The sequence below is a fragment of the Streptomyces sp. NPDC003016 genome, assembly GCF_053591455.1.
Window position 1 is genome coordinate 1 of record NZ_JBSFTV010000056.1, and the last position, 16,370, is coordinate 16,370.

The following is a 16,370-nucleotide window of genomic DNA, read 5'->3' on the forward strand; positions in this document are numbered from 1 at the left end:
CTCGCGGACGGGCTGCCTTCCCTGGTCGGTGCCGTGGTCGGCGCCGCTGTGCTCTACGTACTGATCGGCAGGCTCACCGCACGGCGCCGCCCGGACGCTTCGCCGGGCGCCGGCAACGGGTGGGACCGGCGAGGATTCCTGATCGCCGCCTCGGCGGCGGCAGCCGTCTCCGGTGGTGCCGGTGTGCTGGGCCGTACGCTCAACGGTGGTCGCGCCCGGGACGCGGCCGCCTCGCGCGCCCAGGTGGTGCTCCCGCCGCCCGCTTCGCCCGCACCGCCGGTACCCTCCGGCGCGCAGCTGCGGATCGCGGGCATCAGCTCCTTCACCACGCCCAGCAAGTCCTTCTACCGCGTCGACACCGCTCTGGTGGTGCCGAAGGTCGATGCCACCAGCTGGCGGCTGCGCATCCACGGCAAGGGCGTCAAGCGCCCGACGACCATCACCTTCCAGGACCTGCTGGACCGGGAGCTGATCGAGCGGGACATCACCCTCACCTGTGTCTCCAACGAGGTCGGCGGCCCGTATGTGGGCAACGCCCGCTGGATCGGGGTGCGGCTGGCGGACCTGCTGCGCGAGGCCGGGGTCAAGCCGCCGTCCCGGGGCGGCCCCGCCGACCAGCTGGTGGCCCGCTCGGTGGACGGGATGACACTGGGCACGCCGGTCGAGGACGTCATGGACGGCCGCGACGCGATGCTCGCAGTCGGCATGAACGGTGAGCCGCTGTCCTTCGTGCACGGCTTCCCCGTCCGGATGCTGGTGCCGGGACTGTACGGATACGTATCCGCCTGCAAGTGGATCGAAGACATCGAACTGACCACGTTCGACGACTACGACCCGTACTGGGTCAAGCGCAAGTGGTCCCGCAAGGCTCCCATCAAGACACAGACGCGCATCGACACCCCCAAGCCCTTCGCCCGGCCCAAGGCGGGCACCGTCATGGTCGCCGGCGTCGCATGGGCCCAGCAGCGCGGCATCGAGAAGGTCGAAATCCGTATCGACGACGGGCCCTGGCGCCCCGCCGACCTCGCCGCCCAGGACACCGTCGACACCTGGCGCCAATGGTCCTTCCCCTGGAAGGCCACCCCCGGCGGCCACACCCTCACCGTGCGCGCCACCGACCGCACCGGCCAAGTCCAGACCGAGAAGCGCACCCGGACCATCCCCGACGGCGCCAGCGGTTGGCACTCGGTGGTCGTCACCGTCGACTGACCGGGCCACGCGGGGAGCCACTGAACTCCGGCTCCGTGTGCTGACCCTCCGTTTCCCGGTGGTCAGCGGATTGGCTGGTCCGGACGGCTGTTGCTGGTCAGATGTGGAGTTCGGGCGGGAAGCCCGTCCAGCGCAGCTCTGCGGGCAAGTGCCGCATGTCGTTGTACAGGAGCACACTGGACGGCCTGCCGGGCGTGTACCGGATGACCGTGAGGGCCGCGTTGCCGTGGTTGAGGCCCATCCAGCGCCATTCGGGCGCGTCATGGGCGGCTCGGACCAGCCATCCGATGAGGAAGTTATGGGTGACGACCAGTTCATGACGGGGCCGGTCGCCCTCGACCGGCCCCGTGAACTCCGCACGTGCTTGCCGGGCCAGCGCGGGGCCCCGCTCACGGTCGTCCGCCGGAAGCCGGGCCAGGAAGTCCAGCATGAGATCGACCGAGTCCGGCGGCAGTTCCTGCTTCTGCGGCACGTGGGGGACGTAGTCCCCCGCCGGCTCCGACGGATGCAGCGGGACACCGTCGAGCTGTTCACCGATCAGCCGGGCCGTGTGCTCCGCCCGGGGCAGCGGGCCATGGTGGATCGCCGACAGAGGGGCACTACGGAGCCGTTCACCGAGGAGAACAGCTTGACGGCGACCGTTTTCGGTCAGAGCCGTCTCGTCCGCTGACGCCTCACCGTGCCGAGTGAGGTAGAGATATCGAGTGGCCATGTCCTTCATGTCCCGGGTCCCCTGTCAACGTCGTTGATCTTGCGCATTGCGCAGGTGGACGCGGGAACCCTGCCCCTCGGTTCCCTCCAGAAAGGTCCTGGGGGCCAGGGCCGGCTCTTCGGCTTCGGCTCGGCTTCAGCTTCAGCTTCAGCTTCAGGCGAGAACGATGTTCACTGCATGCGGGGCCTTGGGGCCCGGCCTGAGCTCGAAGGCAACCTCCTGGCCTTCGAGCAGCCCGAGAAGACTGCGATCGGCGAGGTACGAGAAGTGAGCGAACACGTCAGCGCCGCCGCCTGCCTGCTCGATGAAGCCGAAACCCTTGGCTTCGTCAAACCACTTCACGATTCCGGTAACCATGTCGTACCTCCTTGTGAGCGGTTTCAAAGCCTGTGCTGTGCGATCCCCGTGTCGCCGCGCGGGATTCCCCGCCCGAAAGTGCACCATGAGCAGAAAAGCTCATTCAACAACCATTACCCATGACTACCAAACAGTAGCACGGCATAAGCGCCCGGGAGCCTGACGCAATATCATCACGACCGTCAGGCCATAAACCTTCGTCGCGCATTGCCTAATTTTCTGTGCCTGCAAAGCGACATATTCGGATTCACCGACACCCCTATACCGAATTACGGCGTCTGGGGCCGGGCCCCAGACCGGGAACGCGGTACGCTCCGGAGGGGGCACATCCGGGAGGGGCACAGGCGCTCCGCTCCTCCGGGCCGGACAGGGGCCCGCCTCGTCGGCGTCCGCAAGTCGGCCTACCGGCGCGAGGTTCAACGGTAGTAAAATCACCTGCCATGTCGAACCCTGATGATCTGCTCGTTGACGTCGCCGCGACGGTGGAGTCCGAGCACTGCAATCAGATGTCACTCACCGTGGTTGCCGGTGGAGCTGTCATCACTGGACGGTTGGCTCCCGAGGCCGTGTGGCGGGAGCGAGTCGCCGAGGTACTGAAGGATTCGGATCGGCTGGGTCCGTTTGCCGGCATCTTCATGGCCGCCGACACGGATCTCCGTCCGAAGCAGGACCGGCCCCCCACCCATCTGCATTTTCATGTCGCGAGGATCCTCCAGGGCAGTGTCGGGATTCCCGAAACCGGCGGAATGTACCGCATCGCCATCGAGGACGTAAGCGCATGGACGATAGGGGACTTCAGCTACTCGGACCGTTGAGTTTCCACCCCCGCCCGGGCCCTCGTCACCGGCCCGTACGGGGTGATACCACAGAGCACGGCGTGGCCGCACCGTTCACGGAACCGTGACAGCGCGCGCATCAGAACCGCGACAACGCAACGAGCTGGGGCCCGCACCCAAAGGTGCGGGCCCCAGCTGCGTCGTACGCTTCAGCGTCAGGCGGGAACGATGTTCTCGGCCTGCGGGCCCTTCTGGCCCTGCGTGACGTCGAAGTTCACCTTCTGGCCCTCCTGCAGCTCACGGAAGCCCTGGGCGGCGATGTTCGAGTAGTGGGCGAAGACGTCGGGGCCGCCACCCTCCTGCTCGATGAAGCCGAAGCCCTTTTCCGCGTTGAACCACTTCACGGTGCCAGTAGCCATGTCATATCTCCTTCGGGGCAATGCCCAAGGGCTCGCACTGTGCGAACCCCGAGTCGCCGCAATGATTGTCCCGCCCGGAAAACAACACCGGCAATACAAAAGTGCACCTACCGGCACAGGAGCCGGTAAGGGCACTTGAAGTCTTTGGGAACCACAACTGCAACTGACATCAACATAGCACAGTGCAAGCGGCGAAGCGCGGCACGTAATATCACTCCGCCCGGTGCGTCATAAACTCTCACCGCGTATTGCACAAATTTCTACTGCCGCGGCAATAGATATCTGAGGGCGCGGGGTGCAGGGCCCGGCCGAGGAGGCGCCGCCGTCCACTCCTCGGCCGGCCCGGGCTCCGCTCCCGGCCGGGCGGGCAGCGCCCGGTTCGCGGGCCCAGAGCTCACTGCCCGCGAGGCTGGCTGAAGCGCAGCATGTTGCCGGAGGGATCGCGGAAGGCGCAGTCGCGGACGCCGTAGGGCTGGTCGATCGGCTCCTGCAGCACCTCGCCGCCCACCATGCTGATGCGCTCGAAGGTCGCGTCGCAGTCGTCGGTCGAGAAGATGACGCCGCCCAGCAGGCCCTTCGCCATGAGCTCCGCCATGGCCTGCTTGTCGGCCGGCGAGGCGTTCGGGTCCGCCACGGGCGGTTCCAGGACGATGTTCACGTCCGGCTGCGAGGGCGACCCTACGGTCACCCAGCGCATCCCCTCGAACCCGACGTCGTTGCGCACCTCCAGGCCGAGAACGTCCCGGTAGAAGGCGAGCGCCTGGTCGTGGTCGTCGACGGCGACGAAGCACTGCGAAAGCTTGATGTCCATGCGTTTCACGCTATGGGCCGGGATCGGGTTCGGCTTCTCCATTCCTGACCGGTCGCGTGTGGATCTTGGCGACGCAGGCCGGGACGGCGGCGCCCTCGTCATGGCGGCGGGCCCGGTATGAGCTCGGGCTCTCACCGACCAGTTCGGTGAACCGCGAGCTGAACGATCCCAGCGATGTGCAGCCGACCGCGAAGCAGACCTCCGTCACCGACAGGTCGCCCCGCCGCAGCAGTGCCTTCGCCCGCTCGATCCGGCGCGTCATCAGGTAGCTGTACGGCGTCTCGCCGAAGGCGGCGCGAAAGCTGCGGGAGAAATGGCCCGGCGACATGAGGGCGACGCGCGCCAGCGCCGGAACGTCCAGCGGCTCCGCGTATTCGCGGTCCATCAGGTCACGGGTCCGGCGCAGCCGGACGAGATCCTCCAGGGTCACGCGACCACCATCCCACAGCGCCCGGCGCCGCAGCAGAGAGCCGGGGCTTCCCGCGTGAGCACCGGGCCGGGCCGGCGGACAGCCGTCGGTTCCCCCTGCGCCCTGCGCCAAACCGTGGCCGTCCGGTGGTCGTGCCGAAGGACGAAGGCGGACTTCCTGTTCCCGCGGACCGACGCCTGCTCGGCCATGGGGCCCGGAGAACGGCCGGTGTCCACCGGCGGCTCCGGAAGGACAAGGCCGTGAGCTGTCAGTTCCGGGACCTACGCAGCGACCGCAGGGGGCCGGGGAGTGGCCGACGGCGCATCAGCTGGTTCACGCCGCTGATGAACTCCTGGCAGTCGATGTCGCTGTCACCGACGTCCACCATGCGGTAGCCGTTGCTGAGGGCCTTCTCGTGCTCTGCGTCCTGGACGTGGAAGAGCGGGTAGCGGTCGGGTTTGGCGAGGACGTGGCCGAAGGGGCGGGGGTGTCGTCCGGCCGCCTGCCGAAGCGGTGCTGTGCGACGTATGCCCAGAAGATGTCCCTCTCCAAGTGGAGGAACTCGGGGGCGCCCTCGGCGAGCAGGACGTCGTGGAGGCGAACGTCGGGCCGGTCGCTGGTGAACCCGAACTCGTCGGCGTGGGTCGTGCTGGTGGAACTTGATGCCGCGTTCGCGGGCGGCGGCGCCGTAGCGGTTGAAGTCGTGGGCGGCGCGCTTGATGGCGCCGGCCGTGTTGCCGGAGCGCCACGGGCCGCCGGCGATGCCGACGTGCTTCAGGCCGTTGTCGCGCATCAGGAGGTGGATCTCGGCCAGGCTGGTGGCGCCTGCCGAACCCTGCGCGTAAACGGCGGACCCGGCCTCCTCGTAGCCGTAGCGGGCCGACTCCTCGAAGACGCGGGCGAAGCCTGTGGGGTGTTGGTCGCGCAGGGTGTGGAGCTGGATGCCGATGCGGCCGTTCGGCAGCAGGGGCCGTCCTCGGCGGCGGTGCCCGCCGTCGTGCCGGTGGCAGCGGTGGCCGGACCGGCAGTGGCACCCGGCATGGCGGCGACCGAGGCGCCTGCGGCGACGCCGACTTCCCGCGCGGGCGCATCGACGGACGGGTGGGAGAGGGGGACCGTGTGCGGCCGCGGGCTCGTGAGGAGGCGCGTCAGCCGGCCCGTCCCACGGTGCTCTCCCTGACGAGCAGCCGGTAGGGGGCCTCGATCTCACGGCAGGCGGCCGCCCCTCGCCCCGCCCGCCGGCCGGCGTCGATGCGGGTGTCCAGCAGCTCGACCGCGGTCTTCGCCACCCGGTCCTTGTCCGGCGAGACGGTGGTGAGGGTGGGCGTGCTGTACCGGCCGTCCTCGATGTCGTCGAACCCGGCGATCGCCACGTCTTCGGGCACCCGCAGCCCTTGCGAGAGGGCCGTGCGCAGGGCCCCCAGGGCCAGGAGGTCGTTGAAGCAGAACACCGCCCGGGGCGGCTCGGGCAGGGCGAGCAGCCGGCGCATCGCCTCCGCCCCGTCGGCGCGCCGGTAGGCCGGGGTGGGGGCGACCAGCTCCTCGTCGTACGGCAGTCCGGCGGCGGCGAGTCCTTCGCGGTAGCCGGCCAGCCGCAGTCGGGCGGTGCCCATGCCGGGCCGGTGCTGCGCCCCTATGGCACCGATCCGTGTGTGGCCGAGTCCGGCGAGGTGGGCGGTCATCTCACGTGCGGCACTCTGGTTGTCGACGGCGATGTGGTCGGTGGGGCCGTCGAGGACGCGTTCGCCCAGCAGTACCAGCGGGGTGGCGTCGGTGCGGGCCGCGAGGTCGTCACGGCCGATCGCCACCGGGCTGAAGATCAGCCCGTCGACCGACTGCTCACGGACGCCCTGGAGGAGTTCGCGCTCGCGCGCGGCGACGCCGTCGGTCTGGTCGATCAGCACCATCCAGCCGCGCTCGGCGGCCGCCTTGATGACGGAGCGGGCGAGCTCGGCGAAGTAGGGGGCGTCCAGCTCGGGGACGGCGAGCGCGATGACTCCGGTACGGCCGCGGCGCAGGTTCCGCGCCGAGAGGTTGGGCCGGTAGTCCAGCTCGGCCAGGGCCAGTTCCACCTTCTCGCGGGTCCCGGACGCCACATAGGCGTACCCGTTGACGACGTTCGAGACGGTCTTCACCGACACCCCGGCCCGCTGTGCCACGTCCTTCAGGCTCGCCACCGCACACCCACCTTCCGTTCATGTCCCAAGATGCCCGTCCGTGAGGTGAACGACCACCGTCGCACACCTGATCACCGGGGGAACGCCCGAGTCCGGCGGGCAGGCCCGACGGCGGGAAAACCATGGCACACGACCTATTTACAACGCTGTTCCAACGATGCAAATCTTACGCCCAGCCGCAGCGTCCGGACGGTCGAACGCCACGGGCCACGCCTGCCGGAACGTCTCCGGACCGGGCGCCTCCGGAGCTCGCACCCCTCGCTCACCCCGGCACCGACACCTGGAGTCCCGCACATGGCCACGGCCCGTCTCACCCTCGACCCCGGCTTCCGCGTCGGGGGCCTGAACCGGCGTCTCTTCGGATCCTTCGTGGAACACATGGGGCGCTCGGTGTACACCGGGATCTACGAGCCCGGGCACCCCGCCGCCGACGCCGACGGCCTGCGCCAGGACGTCATGGACCTCGCCCGCGAGCTCGGCGTGACACTGGTGCGCTATCCCGGTGGCAACTTCGTCTCCAACTACCGCTGGGAGGACGGAGTCGGCCCGGCCGGGGACCGCCCGACCCGGCTCGACTACGCCTGGCGCAGCATCGAGAGCAACGCCTTCGGCCTCAACGAGTTCATGACGTGGGCGGGCCGCACCGGCGTGGAACCGATGATGGCCGTCAACCTCGGCACCCGTGGCGTGGCCGAGGCCCTGGACCTGCTGGAGTACGCCAACCACCCCGGCGGCACCGCCCTCTCGGACCTGCGCCGTTCGCACGGCGTCGCCGAGCCGCACGGCATCCGGCTGTGGTGCCTGGGCAACGAGATGGACGGCCCGTGGCAGATGGGGCACAAGACCGCCGAGGAGTACGGCCGGCTCGCGGCGGAGACGGCCCGCGCCATGAAGCGCTTCGACCCCGCCCTCCAACTGGTCGCCTGCGGCAGCTCCAACGCGTACATCGACACGTTCGCCTCCTGGGAGGCGACGGTGCTGGAGCACACGTACGAGCACGTCGACATGGTGTCGCTGCACGCGTACTACCAGCCGGTCGACGGGGACGTGGACTCGTTCCTGGCGAGCGGCGCGGAGATGGACCAGATGATCGGCTCCGTCGTGGCCACCGCCGACCACATCGGTGCGAAGCTGCGCAGCAAGAAGAAGATCAAGCTCTCCTTCGACGAGTGGAACGTCTGGTACCAGAGCCGTTTCCCCGGTGAGTCCGCGCTGGAGTGGCGCCCCGCCCCGCGCCTGATCGAGGACGTGTACGACACCGTCGACGCCGTGGTCGTCGGCAGCCTGCTGATCACCCTGCTCCGGCACGCCGACCGGGTGGACCTGGCCTGCCAGGCCCAGCTGGCCAACATCATCGCGCCGATCATGACCGAACCCGGCGGGCCTGCCTGGCGCCAGACGGTCTTCCACCCCTTCGCGCTCACCGCCCGCCACGCCCGGGGCACGGTCCTGCGCGTGGAGCCGCAGTCGCCGGTGGTCGAGACGGCGCGGTACGGCGAGGTCCCCGCCCTGTGGGCCACCGCGACGTACGACGAGGAGAGCGGCGACGTGGCGGTCTTCGCGGTCAACCGGGACCGGACCTCGCCGCTCACGCTCACGCTGGACCTGCGCCCGCTGCCCGGCCTGCGCGTCGCCGGGCACGTGGTGCTCGACGGTTCGGGAGCGGCGGCAGCGGCGGCGAACACCCGTGAAGAGCCGGATCGGGTACGCCCGGCCGCCGTCGGCGGCACCAGGACGGAGGGCGGCCGGCTCACCGTCGAACTGCCCCCGGCCTCCTGGTCGATGGTCCGGCTCGTCACCGCCTGACCACTTCTCCCCTCCCCCTCTCCCCCCTTCACGGCGGCGGTTCGGTTCGCCGCTCCAGGACACCCAAGGCCCCCAGCGAAGGAGCACACCATGAGCACCGTCCCTCTGTCCCGCGAACACCTGCGCCGCCGCACCTTCCTCGGCCTGGCCGCCGGCACCGGCGCCGCCGGGCTGCTGACCGCGTGCAGCGGCGGCACCGAACTCGGCGCGGACCAGGGCGGTTCCCAGAACGCCGGCCCCAGCTTCGACGGCGGTGAGTACCAGGGCCCCAAGGTCACCCTGGAGTACTGGAACGGCTTCACCGGCGGCGACGGCCCGCACATGAAGCAGATGCTCGCCGCCTTCAACAAGGAGTACGAGGGCCGGATCAGCGTCCGCAACACGACCCGCCAGTGGCAGGACCTCTACCCGGCGATGCCCACCGCGATCACCGCGGGCAAGGGCCCCGACGTCGCCGTCATCCACAACGACTGGGTCGCCACCTTCGCCGCGCGCCGCACCCTGGTGCCGCTGGACGACGTCGTCTCCGCGCTGAAGCTCACCGAGTCGGACTTCATCCCCGCCGTGTGGCAGGCCGGCGTCTACGACGGGCACCGCTACAGCGTGCCGCTGGACGTGCACTGCCTCGCCGGTTACTGGAACGAGAGCCACCTCGGGCGCATCGGCCTCAAGGAGGCACCGGCCGACCGCGCCGGTTTCGAGGACGCGCTGACCGCGCTCACCGAGAAGGGCGTGACCAACCCGTTCTGGATGCCCAACAAGTGGCCCGGGCACCTGATGTTCATGTCGCTGCTGTGGCAGTTCGGCGGCGAGCTCTACAGCGAGGACGGGACGAGCGCGCAGTGGGGATCCGACGCCGGCGTCGAGGCGCTGGAGTGGATGGTCGCCCAGGTCGACAAGAACTTCAGCCCGGACCAGGTCGCCCAGGACGCCCAGTACAACGCCTTCAAGAACAACAAGGTCAGCTTCACCTGGGACGGCATCTGGCAGATCAACGACCTCAAGGACAACGCCCGGAACCTGCGCTGGGGCATGAACGCCCTGCCGAACATCGGCGGTACGGCAGCCATGTGGAGCGCCTCGCACAACTTTGTGCTGACCTCGCAGGGCGCCAAGGACAAGAACAAGGTCACCGCAGCCAAGTTCTTCATCGACTACATGAGCAAGCAGTCCACCGAGTGGGCCGAGGCCGGCATGATCCCGGCGCGCAACTCCGTCCGCCAGGACCCGGCCGTCGCCGGTCTCCCGCAGGTCGCGCTGGCCGGGGACGTGAACGCCTTCCGCTTCCTGCCCGCGCTGCCGGGCGTCGGCGACGTACAGAGCAAGGCGCTCGAACTCGCCGTCCAGCAGGCCGTGCTGAAGAAGGCCGGGCCCGCCCGGGCGCTGCGCGACGGGGTGGCCACCGCGAACAAGCTGCTCGCCGAGAACAAGAAGAAGTACGCGAAGTGAGGGCCGCGCGTCTCGCCACCCGCTCCTACCGGTGGTGGACCCCGTACGTCTTCCTCACCCCGTACCTGGTCCTCTTCACCGCGTTCATGGTGATCCCGATCGGCTGGGGGCTGTGGATCAGCCTCCACGACTGGGACATCAACTTCGCCGCCAAGCCGTTCGTGGGGCTGGACAACTACACCGAGCTGATGGACAGCGGCAGTGTGGACGGCGGCCGGTTCTGGATCGCGATGAGGGCGACGGGCATCTTCACCGTTCTGTCGCTGCCCTTCCTCCTGGTCGTGCCGCTGCTGGTGGCGCTGCTGATGAACGGCAAGTTCCGGGGACGGAACTTCTACCGGGCGGTGTACTTCGCACCGTACGTCCTCGGGGTCGCCGTCGTCGGTCTGCTGTGGCGCTTCCTGCTCGACGGCAACATCGGCATGGTCAACCACTACCTCGGCGCGCTCGGGCTGCCGGACGACACCCAGTGGACCACCGACACGCCCGCCGCCTGGTGGGGCCTGGTCGGGGTCACCGTCTGGTGGACGCTCGGCTTCAACGCCGTCATCTACCTGGCGGGACTCCAGGACATCCCGGCGGAGCTGTACGAAGCCGCCAAGGTGGACGGGGCCGGCCCCTGGCAGCGCTTCCGCCACGTGACCGTGCCGGGACTGCGGCCGGTGGCCCTGTTCGTGGTCAACTCCACGCTCCTGGCGTCGGCGAACATGTTCGGCCAGTCCTATCTGATCACCACGGGCGCGCCGGCGGACGAGACGAAGACCGCCATCTTCCTCATCGCGGAGACCGGCCTGCGCCGCTTCGACATGGGCACCGCCTCGGCGATGAGCTTCCTGCTCGCCCTCACCCTCATGGTCACCAGCGCGGTCGTCTTCCGCGTCTTCCGTGACCGGCAGGAGACGTCATGACCCTCGCACCGCCACGCTCCGACGCCACGAACCGGCCGCCGGCCGGGCACCGGGTGCGCCGTTCGCTGCTCCACCTGGTCCTGGGGGTGGTCGCCGCCCTGTATCTGAGCCCGCTGCTCTACATGCTCGTCACGTCGTTCAAGGACCGGGAGTCGGCCGGAGCGAGCGCCCCGGAGTGGCTCCCCGGCCCCGCGACCCTCGACGCGTACCAGGAGATCTTCAGCGCGACCGACAGCCCGGTCCTGCGGTGGCTGGTCAACAGCCTGCTCGTGGCCACCGCGCACGCCGCCCTGGTGCTCGCCACGGCCACTCCTGCGGCGTACGCGCTGGCCCGGCTGGAGTTCCGCGGCCGGGGTGCGATCTTCACCTGCGTGGTGGCCACCCTCTTCGTGCCGCCGGTGATCCTGCTGGTGCCCAACTTCCTGCTGGTCAACGAGCTGGCCTGGATCGACACGCTGCCCGCGGTGATCGTGCCGGGAGCGGCGAGCGCGTTCGGCGTCTTCTTCCTGCGGCAGTTCTTCCTCTCGCTGCCCGGCGAGCTGGAGGAGGCCGCGGAGATCGACGGGTGCAACCGCTGGCAGATCTTCGTACGGGTCGTCCTGCCGCTGTCCCGTCCGGCGCTGGCGACGCTGGCCCTGCTGGCCTTCCTCGCCAGTTGGAACGACTTCCTGTGGCCGCTGTACGTCCTTCTCGGCCCGGAGTCGCTCACGCTGCCCGTGGGCCTCGCCAACTTCCAGGGGGCCAACAACATCCGGTACGACCTGCTGATGGCCGGGGCGGTCGTCGCGAGCCTGCCGGTGCTGCTGCTGTACGTGGTCGCCCAGCGGTGGGTGATCGAGGGCGTGTCCCGCTCGGGGCTCAAGGGCTGAGCGGGGTTCCAGGGCCGGGCGGGGTTCCAGGGCCGGACGGGGTTCCAGGGCCGGACGGGGTTCCAGGGCCGGACGCGTGCGAGTTCGCGGATTCCCGCGAGGAAGTGCCCCCGAATCCGTACGCCCGGTGGCCGCGGCCACCGGTACGGATTCGGGGCCGGCCGGCCAGGGCCGCGACCACACACACGGCCGAGTCCGGCCGGGCGGCTGAAGCGGGCACCCCCTCCCCCCGACGGACTGCGCATCCTCCTCTCCTGGGCGGCCGACCGGCACCACTGCGCCGCACCCGCCGACCGAGCGGAGCGGTGATGCCCGCCCACGGGCCGGGTCCGCCCGCGGGCCTGTCCGCGCGCAGGTCGGGTCCGCCCGCGGGTCAGGTCCGTCAGGCGATCTCGATGGAGTCCAGTTCCGCCCAGTGGTCGCCCTTGGCGAGGCGGACGGTGTTCCACCCTTCGGTCAGGGTGATTTCCCTGTTGACGTAACGCCAGTTGTCCCAGCCCGTGTGCGGATAACCGACCGGGTCCGCCGCGTTGCCGTTGACACTCAGCCGGTGCGAGGAGGTGACGGGCGAACCGCCGCTGGAGGAGCCGTTGCCGTAGCGCACGGTCAGGGTGTGCCGGCCGGCGGAGGCTGCGAAGACGGTGAACTCCACGAAGCTGTCGGCGTGGTCGATGTGGCCGACCGCCCTGCCGTCCAGAGCCCCCGCCGCGTCCCGTACCACCGCGTTGTTCACCCGGGCGTTCTCGGCCTGGTAGATCACCTTGCTGCCGCGCACGACGGGGTGGTCGTTCGCCCAGCCGAGGTCGGCCACGTACATCGCGCGCCTGGAGTAGTCGCCGCTCCAGCCGTGGAAGACGATCCGGTCACGCCCGTCCGGGCCCGTCACCACGTCCTGTCCGCCCGGTCCGCGCACGGAGCCGGCGAAGGTGTCCGTCGTCATCAGCGGGGAGGGGGCCTTGGTGTACGGGCCGTTCAGCGAGGTCGCCGTGGCGTAGCCGGTCTTGTAGGAGGCGTCCCCGTAGTGGCCGGCCGAGTAGAGCAGCACGTAACGGCCGCCGTGCTTGACGAGCGTCGGCGCCTCGACGAGCGCGCCTTCCCAGGAGCGGTCCTGCTTGATCAGCCCGGTGGCGGCTCCGGTCGTGCGCGTACCGTCCCAGGAGAGGGGCTGGAGGTACAGCCAGGTGTCCTGGCCGCAGCAGTTGCCGTCGTTCTTCCACAGCACGTAGCGCCGGCCGTTCTCGGTGTACGAGGACGCGTCGATCGCTCCGCCCCGGTCCCCCGGGCACACCAGCGGCGCACCGTCGGCCGGCTGGAACGGGCCCTGCGGTGATGCGGACAGGGCCGCACCGATGCACTGCTTGTCCGTGGCCCGGTCGCGCGCGGTGTAGAGCATGGTGAAGCCGTTGCCGTTGTCGAAGACCTCGGGCGCCCAGACCAGCGAGCGTTCCGGCACCGCCCAGTTCCCCACGCGGGGCAGCGGGTCCGTACCCGCGACCGACCAGTTGACCAGGTCGGTGGAGGTGGCGCGCTGGATGTTCTTGCCGTCGCCGTTGGTGGCGTAGGCGTGGTAGGTGCTGCCGGCCTTGACGATGTCCGGGTCGGGGAAGTTCCGGTCGAGGACCGGGCCGCCCACGGCTGCGGCCGCGGGAAGCACGGCGAGCGAGGTCCACGCGAGGACGAGGGCGAGCAGCGCCGCGAGGGCCCCGGCCGCCGAACGTACGGACCGTGGGTGTGCTGTCCTTCGTGGCGTCCGCTTCCGGTCTGTCAGGTGCTTCATCAGGAGTACACCTCGGCTCGGTCGATGCTGACATGAGCGGCCTGCGACTGCGGGTTGCGTTCGCCGGTGACGCGCACCCTGAGGGTGTGCGGTCCGGAGGGCAGCTTCGGGCTCAGGTACTGGAGCACCTCACCGGTGCGGAGGGCGCCGTGGAAGTCGACGCGGGTCTCCAGGCCGCCGTCGACGCTGATGGCCGCGTAGCCGTTGCCGACGTCCTCGACGGACAGCAGGGCGATCCGGGTCCCGGTGAAGGAGAAGGTGGCGGTCGCTCCGGCGCGGTCGCTCCAGTGGTCGTCGCTCCAGAAGCACTGGGTGGCGCAGCCCGTACCGGAGTTCCACCGGCCGCCGTAGGTGACGCTCCCCGGGCCGCTGGAACGGCCGTCGTCGTTGATCCAGTAGTTGCCGGACCCCGGATCGCCGGAGGGCAGGTCCTGGGTGGCGCCGAGAGCGAGCGGCCGGCCGAAGCCGGGGCTGCCGTCGGCCTTCCAGGTGAACTTCTGGGCCCGGGTGGTGCGGTTGCCGTAGGTGTACGCCGACGTGGTCTTGGCGTGGTGGACGATCCAGTCCTCGGTGCCGTCCGGGGAGCGGAAGAAGGCGTGGTGGCCGGGGCCGTACACGCCCCGGTCGTCGGCGCGGGAGAAGACCGGGCCGGAGTGCTGTGTCCAGTTGCCGGGCACCAGCGGGTCGGCGGTCTGCGGCAGGGACATCATCCACACCTGGTAGTCCGGCTTGCCGGTGTCACAGGCCGAATACGTCATCCAGGTACGGCCGTTCCGGTGGAGGAACTCCGGGCCCTCGCGGACCTCCGGGCATCCTCCGGCGGCGTCGATCGCCACGGCGTCGCCCGAGACGGTGTACGGGGTGGACATCGGGGCGATGTTCAGGCCGTTGTGCTGGTACTGGTTGATCCCGCTGTACGCGAGATACAGCCGGCCGTCGTGCTGGAGGACCCCGGCGTCGATGGAGAAGTCGTCCTGGTGGTTGGGCGGAGCGAGCTTCGCCTTGAAGTGGTACGGACCGGCCGGGTCGTCGCGCTCCGACTCCAGGACGTACAGCCGGTGATGGTCGTCGACGCCGTCGTCGGCCGTGTAGTACAGGTACCAGCGGTCGCCGAAGCGGTAGAACTCCGGCGCCCAGATGTTCTTGTTCCGGGAGGCGTCCGTGTCGGTCCACACGGTGATGGGGTCGGCGGTGAGGAGGGTGCTCAGTGAGGGAGAGCGCCACATCGTGATGCGGTCGTTCTGGCTGCTGGTCAGGTAGTAGGCACCCTTCCAGTGCGTCATGAACGGGTCGGGGCCGGTGTTCAGCGGATTGCGGAAGGTGCCTGCGGCAGCCGCCGTCGCCTCCGGTCCGGGCGGGGCGGCCGGGGCTGCGGCCGGTGTTGCGCCCCGGGCGGCCGGAGCGGCCGGGGCCAGTCCGAGGAGCAGGGCGAGGAGCAGTCCGAGGAGCAGGGCGAGGAGAGCGGTCGGGAAGACGACGGTTCGAGCGGTGCGTCCTGGGCCGTCGGGTGAGTGCGGGGGCATGGTGGTCCCTTCGGCGTGGCCCCGGTGAGGGCGTGGGGAGGGCGTGGGGAGAACGCTCTTTACATCGATGTAACGGTCGGGCGTCACCGTAGGAAAACGCAACCCCGCTGTCAACGGCCGCGCCACAAAAGGCCGTTGGCGGCTTCCACGCACCGCACCGCCCTGCCCGGTACCTGACTGCTCGAACACCGTGTGAGGAACGTCAGAACCGGTTGCCTCTCACAAGCCGGGGAGAGACGAACCCGAGCCGCCGAACCGGATCCGGACGGGAGGGAGGATCAATCCCGTCGACGACGCCGCGCCGCGCCGCCTACGCTCGATCCCATGAGTGACAAGGGCACGGCACGGCGGCCTCTGGTCGCCGTCCTCAGCGGAGCAGGGATCTCCACGGACTCCGGCATCCCCGACTACCGGGGGCCGAACGGCCTGTGGCGGCGTGACCCGGAGGCCGAGAAGCTCGTCACGTACGACTTCTACATGTCCGACCCCGACATCCGGCGCCGCGCCTGGCGCATGCGCCTGAACAGTCCCGCGCTGCGCGCCCGGCCGAACGACGCCCACCGGGCGATCACCGAGCTGGAACGCTCGGGGGTTCCGGTCCGGGTCCTCACCCAGAACGTCGACGGCCTGCACCAGATGGCCGGGCTGTCCGCCCGCAAAGTGCTCGAACTCCACGGAAGCGCCCGGTCGTCGGTGTGCACCGACTGCCACATCCGCGCCCCGATGGAGGAGGCGCTGGCACGGGTGGAGGCGGGTGAGGAGGACCCGCAGTGCCGCGCGTGCGGGGGCATCCTCAAGTCGGCCACCGTGATGTTCGGGCAGCGGCTCGACCCCGTGGTGATGGGTGAGGCGCTGTCGATCGCCAGGGCGAGCGATGTGTTCGTGGCCGTCGGCACCAGTCTCCAGGTGCAACCGGCCGCCTCGCTCGCGGGGATCGCGGCGGAGTACGGCGCGCGGCTCGTCGTCGTCAACGCCGAGCCGACCCCTTACGACGAAGTGGCCGACGAGGTCGTGCGCGAGCCGATCGGAACGGCGCTGCCGGCCCTGTTGAAGCAGTTGGCGGCCTGAGGCCGGGTCCGTACGACTCGGGCCGTACGGTCTTCCGGCCCCTGCGGAGGCCCTCCCGGCGGGCGGCGCCGACCGACTGATGGCGTCCGGGTCGCGCGGG

General features: G+C 69.9%; 16 protein-coding genes. 7 read left to right on the forward strand and 9 right to left on the reverse strand.

Annotated elements, in window-relative coordinates; genetic code table 11:
* A partial coding sequence (locus ACWDZ4_RS31970; protein WP_451511882.1) for a molybdopterin-dependent oxidoreductase occupies positions 1–1,209 on the forward strand: 1,209 nt, incomplete at its 5' end.
* Positions 1,210–1,306: 97 nt separating this feature from the next.
* On the opposite strand, the gene ACWDZ4_RS31975 is transcribed toward ACWDZ4_RS31970, so the two are convergent.
* Both ACWDZ4_RS31975 and ACWDZ4_RS31980 read right to left on the reverse strand, forming a co-directional pair.
* The gene (locus ACWDZ4_RS31975) at positions 1,307–1,930 is read right to left on the reverse strand and encodes a histidine phosphatase family protein (protein WP_451511883.1); all 624 of its coding nucleotides are present in this window, start codon (positions 1,928–1,930) and stop codon (positions 1,307–1,309) included.
* Between the two features lie 144 nt (positions 1,931–2,074).
* Positions 2,075–2,278, reverse strand: a complete 204-nt coding sequence (locus tag ACWDZ4_RS31980; protein WP_451511884.1) for a cold-shock protein — start codon at positions 2,276–2,278, stop codon at positions 2,075–2,077.
* A 440-nt stretch (positions 2,279–2,718) separates the two neighbouring features.
* On the opposite strand from ACWDZ4_RS31980, the gene ACWDZ4_RS31985 reads away from it, so the two are divergent.
* A complete protein-coding gene (locus ACWDZ4_RS31985; RefSeq protein WP_451511885.1) occupies positions 2,719–3,093 on the forward strand; it encodes a hypothetical protein in 375 nt (124 codons plus the stop codon).
* Positions 3,094–3,269: 176 nt separating this feature from the next.
* On the opposite strand, the gene ACWDZ4_RS31990 is transcribed toward ACWDZ4_RS31985, so the two are convergent.
* From ACWDZ4_RS31990 to ACWDZ4_RS32010, 5 genes are all read right to left on the reverse strand, one after another.
* On the reverse strand, positions 3,270–3,473 hold the full coding sequence (locus tag ACWDZ4_RS31990; protein ID WP_093797295.1) for a cold-shock protein: 204 nt from the start codon (positions 3,471–3,473) through the stop codon (positions 3,270–3,272).
* A gap of 394 nt (positions 3,474–3,867) precedes the next feature.
* On the reverse strand, positions 3,868–4,284 hold the full coding sequence (locus ACWDZ4_RS31995) for a VOC family protein (protein ID WP_451511886.1): 417 nt from the start codon (positions 4,282–4,284) through the stop codon (positions 3,868–3,870).
* Between the two features lie 10 nt (positions 4,285–4,294).
* Positions 4,295–4,714: a helix-turn-helix transcriptional regulator gene (locus ACWDZ4_RS32000; RefSeq protein WP_451511887.1), complete on the reverse strand. Its 420-nt coding sequence runs from the start codon at positions 4,712–4,714 to the stop codon at positions 4,295–4,297.
* Between the two features lie 247 nt (positions 4,715–4,961).
* Positions 4,962–5,486: a hypothetical protein gene (locus ACWDZ4_RS32005; RefSeq protein WP_451511888.1), complete on the reverse strand. Its 525-nt coding sequence runs from the start codon at positions 5,484–5,486 to the stop codon at positions 4,962–4,964.
* Between the two features lie 355 nt (positions 5,487–5,841).
* On the reverse strand, positions 5,842–6,870 hold the full coding sequence (locus ACWDZ4_RS32010) for a LacI family DNA-binding transcriptional regulator (protein WP_451511889.1): 1,029 nt from the start codon (positions 6,868–6,870) through the stop codon (positions 5,842–5,844).
* A gap of 294 nt (positions 6,871–7,164) precedes the next feature.
* Between ACWDZ4_RS32010 and arfA the strand changes: the two genes are divergently transcribed.
* From arfA to ACWDZ4_RS32030, 4 genes are all read left to right on the forward strand, one after another.
* On the forward strand, positions 7,165–8,676 hold the full coding sequence (arfA, locus tag ACWDZ4_RS32015) for an arabinosylfuranosidase ArfA (RefSeq protein ID WP_451511890.1): 1,512 nt from the start codon (positions 7,165–7,167) through the stop codon (positions 8,674–8,676).
* 90 nt (positions 8,677–8,766) lie between these two features.
* Entirely contained in the window at positions 8,767–10,125 is a 1,359-nt protein-coding gene (locus ACWDZ4_RS32020) for a hypothetical protein (RefSeq protein ID WP_451511891.1), read from the forward strand.
* Positions 10,122–11,033 carry a carbohydrate ABC transporter permease gene (locus ACWDZ4_RS32025; RefSeq protein ID WP_451511892.1) on the forward strand — a complete coding sequence of 304 codons (912 nt, stop codon included), beginning with the start codon at positions 10,122–10,124 and terminating at the stop codon, positions 11,031–11,033. Before ACWDZ4_RS32020 ends, ACWDZ4_RS32025 begins: the two co-directional genes overlap by 4 nt.
* Positions 11,030–11,902, forward strand: coding sequence for a carbohydrate ABC transporter permease (locus ACWDZ4_RS32030; RefSeq protein ID WP_451511893.1), 873 nt, complete (start codon positions 11,030–11,032; stop codon positions 11,900–11,902). Before ACWDZ4_RS32025 ends, ACWDZ4_RS32030 begins: the two co-directional genes overlap by 4 nt.
* A gap of 382 nt (positions 11,903–12,284) precedes the next feature.
* Here ACWDZ4_RS32030 and ACWDZ4_RS32035 read toward each other — a convergent pair whose 3' ends face one another.
* Both ACWDZ4_RS32035 and ACWDZ4_RS32040 read right to left on the reverse strand, forming a co-directional pair.
* A complete protein-coding gene (locus ACWDZ4_RS32035; RefSeq protein WP_451511894.1) occupies positions 12,285–13,679 on the reverse strand; it encodes a family 43 glycosylhydrolase in 1,395 nt (464 codons plus the stop codon).
* Positions 13,679–15,202: a family 43 glycosylhydrolase gene (locus ACWDZ4_RS32040; RefSeq protein WP_451511895.1), complete on the reverse strand. Its 1,524-nt coding sequence runs from the start codon at positions 15,200–15,202 to the stop codon at positions 13,679–13,681. The genes ACWDZ4_RS32035 and ACWDZ4_RS32040 overlap by 1 nt, the downstream gene beginning before the upstream one ends.
* A gap of 324 nt (positions 15,203–15,526) precedes the next feature.
* Between ACWDZ4_RS32040 and ACWDZ4_RS32045 the strand changes: the two genes are divergently transcribed.
* Entirely contained in the window at positions 15,527–16,270 is a 744-nt protein-coding gene (locus ACWDZ4_RS32045) for an SIR2 family NAD-dependent protein deacylase (protein ID WP_451511896.1), read from the forward strand.
* The last annotated feature ends 100 nt before the right edge of the window (positions 16,271–16,370 follow it).

Bases quoted from the DNA above. Each gene is read 5' to 3' on its own strand.
- ACWDZ4_RS31975 (WP_451511883.1), bottom strand. From the start codon at position 1,930: ATGAAGGACATGGCCACTCGATATCTCTACCTCACTCGGCACGGTGAG.
- ACWDZ4_RS31980 (WP_451511884.1), bottom strand. From the start codon at position 2,278: ATGGTTACCGGAATCGTGAAGTGGTTTGACGAAGCCAAGGGTTTCGGC.
- ACWDZ4_RS31985 (WP_451511885.1), top strand. From the start codon at position 2,719: ATGTCGAACCCTGATGATCTGCTCGTTGACGTCGCCGCGACGGTGGAG.
- ACWDZ4_RS31990 (WP_093797295.1), bottom strand. From the start codon at position 3,473: ATGGCTACTGGCACCGTGAAGTGGTTCAACGCGGAAAAGGGCTTCGGC.
- ACWDZ4_RS31995 (WP_451511886.1), bottom strand. From the start codon at position 4,284: ATGGACATCAAGCTTTCGCAGTGCTTCGTCGCCGTCGACGACCACGAC.
- ACWDZ4_RS32005 (WP_451511888.1), bottom strand. From the start codon at position 5,486: ATGCGCGACAACGGCCTGAAGCACGTCGGCATCGCCGGCGGCCCGTGG.
- arfA (WP_451511890.1), top strand. From the start codon at position 7,165: ATGGCCACGGCCCGTCTCACCCTCGACCCCGGCTTCCGCGTCGGGGGC.
- ACWDZ4_RS32020 (WP_451511891.1), top strand. From the start codon at position 8,767: ATGAGCACCGTCCCTCTGTCCCGCGAACACCTGCGCCGCCGCACCTTC.
- ACWDZ4_RS32030 (WP_451511893.1), top strand. From the start codon at position 11,030: ATGACCCTCGCACCGCCACGCTCCGACGCCACGAACCGGCCGCCGGCC.
- ACWDZ4_RS32035 (WP_451511894.1), bottom strand. From the start codon at position 13,679: ATGAAGCACCTGACAGACCGGAAGCGGACGCCACGAAGGACAGCACAC.
- ACWDZ4_RS32040 (WP_451511895.1), bottom strand. From the start codon at position 15,202: ATGCCCCCGCACTCACCCGACGGCCCAGGACGCACCGCTCGAACCGTC.
- ACWDZ4_RS32045 (WP_451511896.1), top strand. From the start codon at position 15,527: ATGAGTGACAAGGGCACGGCACGGCGGCCTCTGGTCGCCGTCCTCAGC.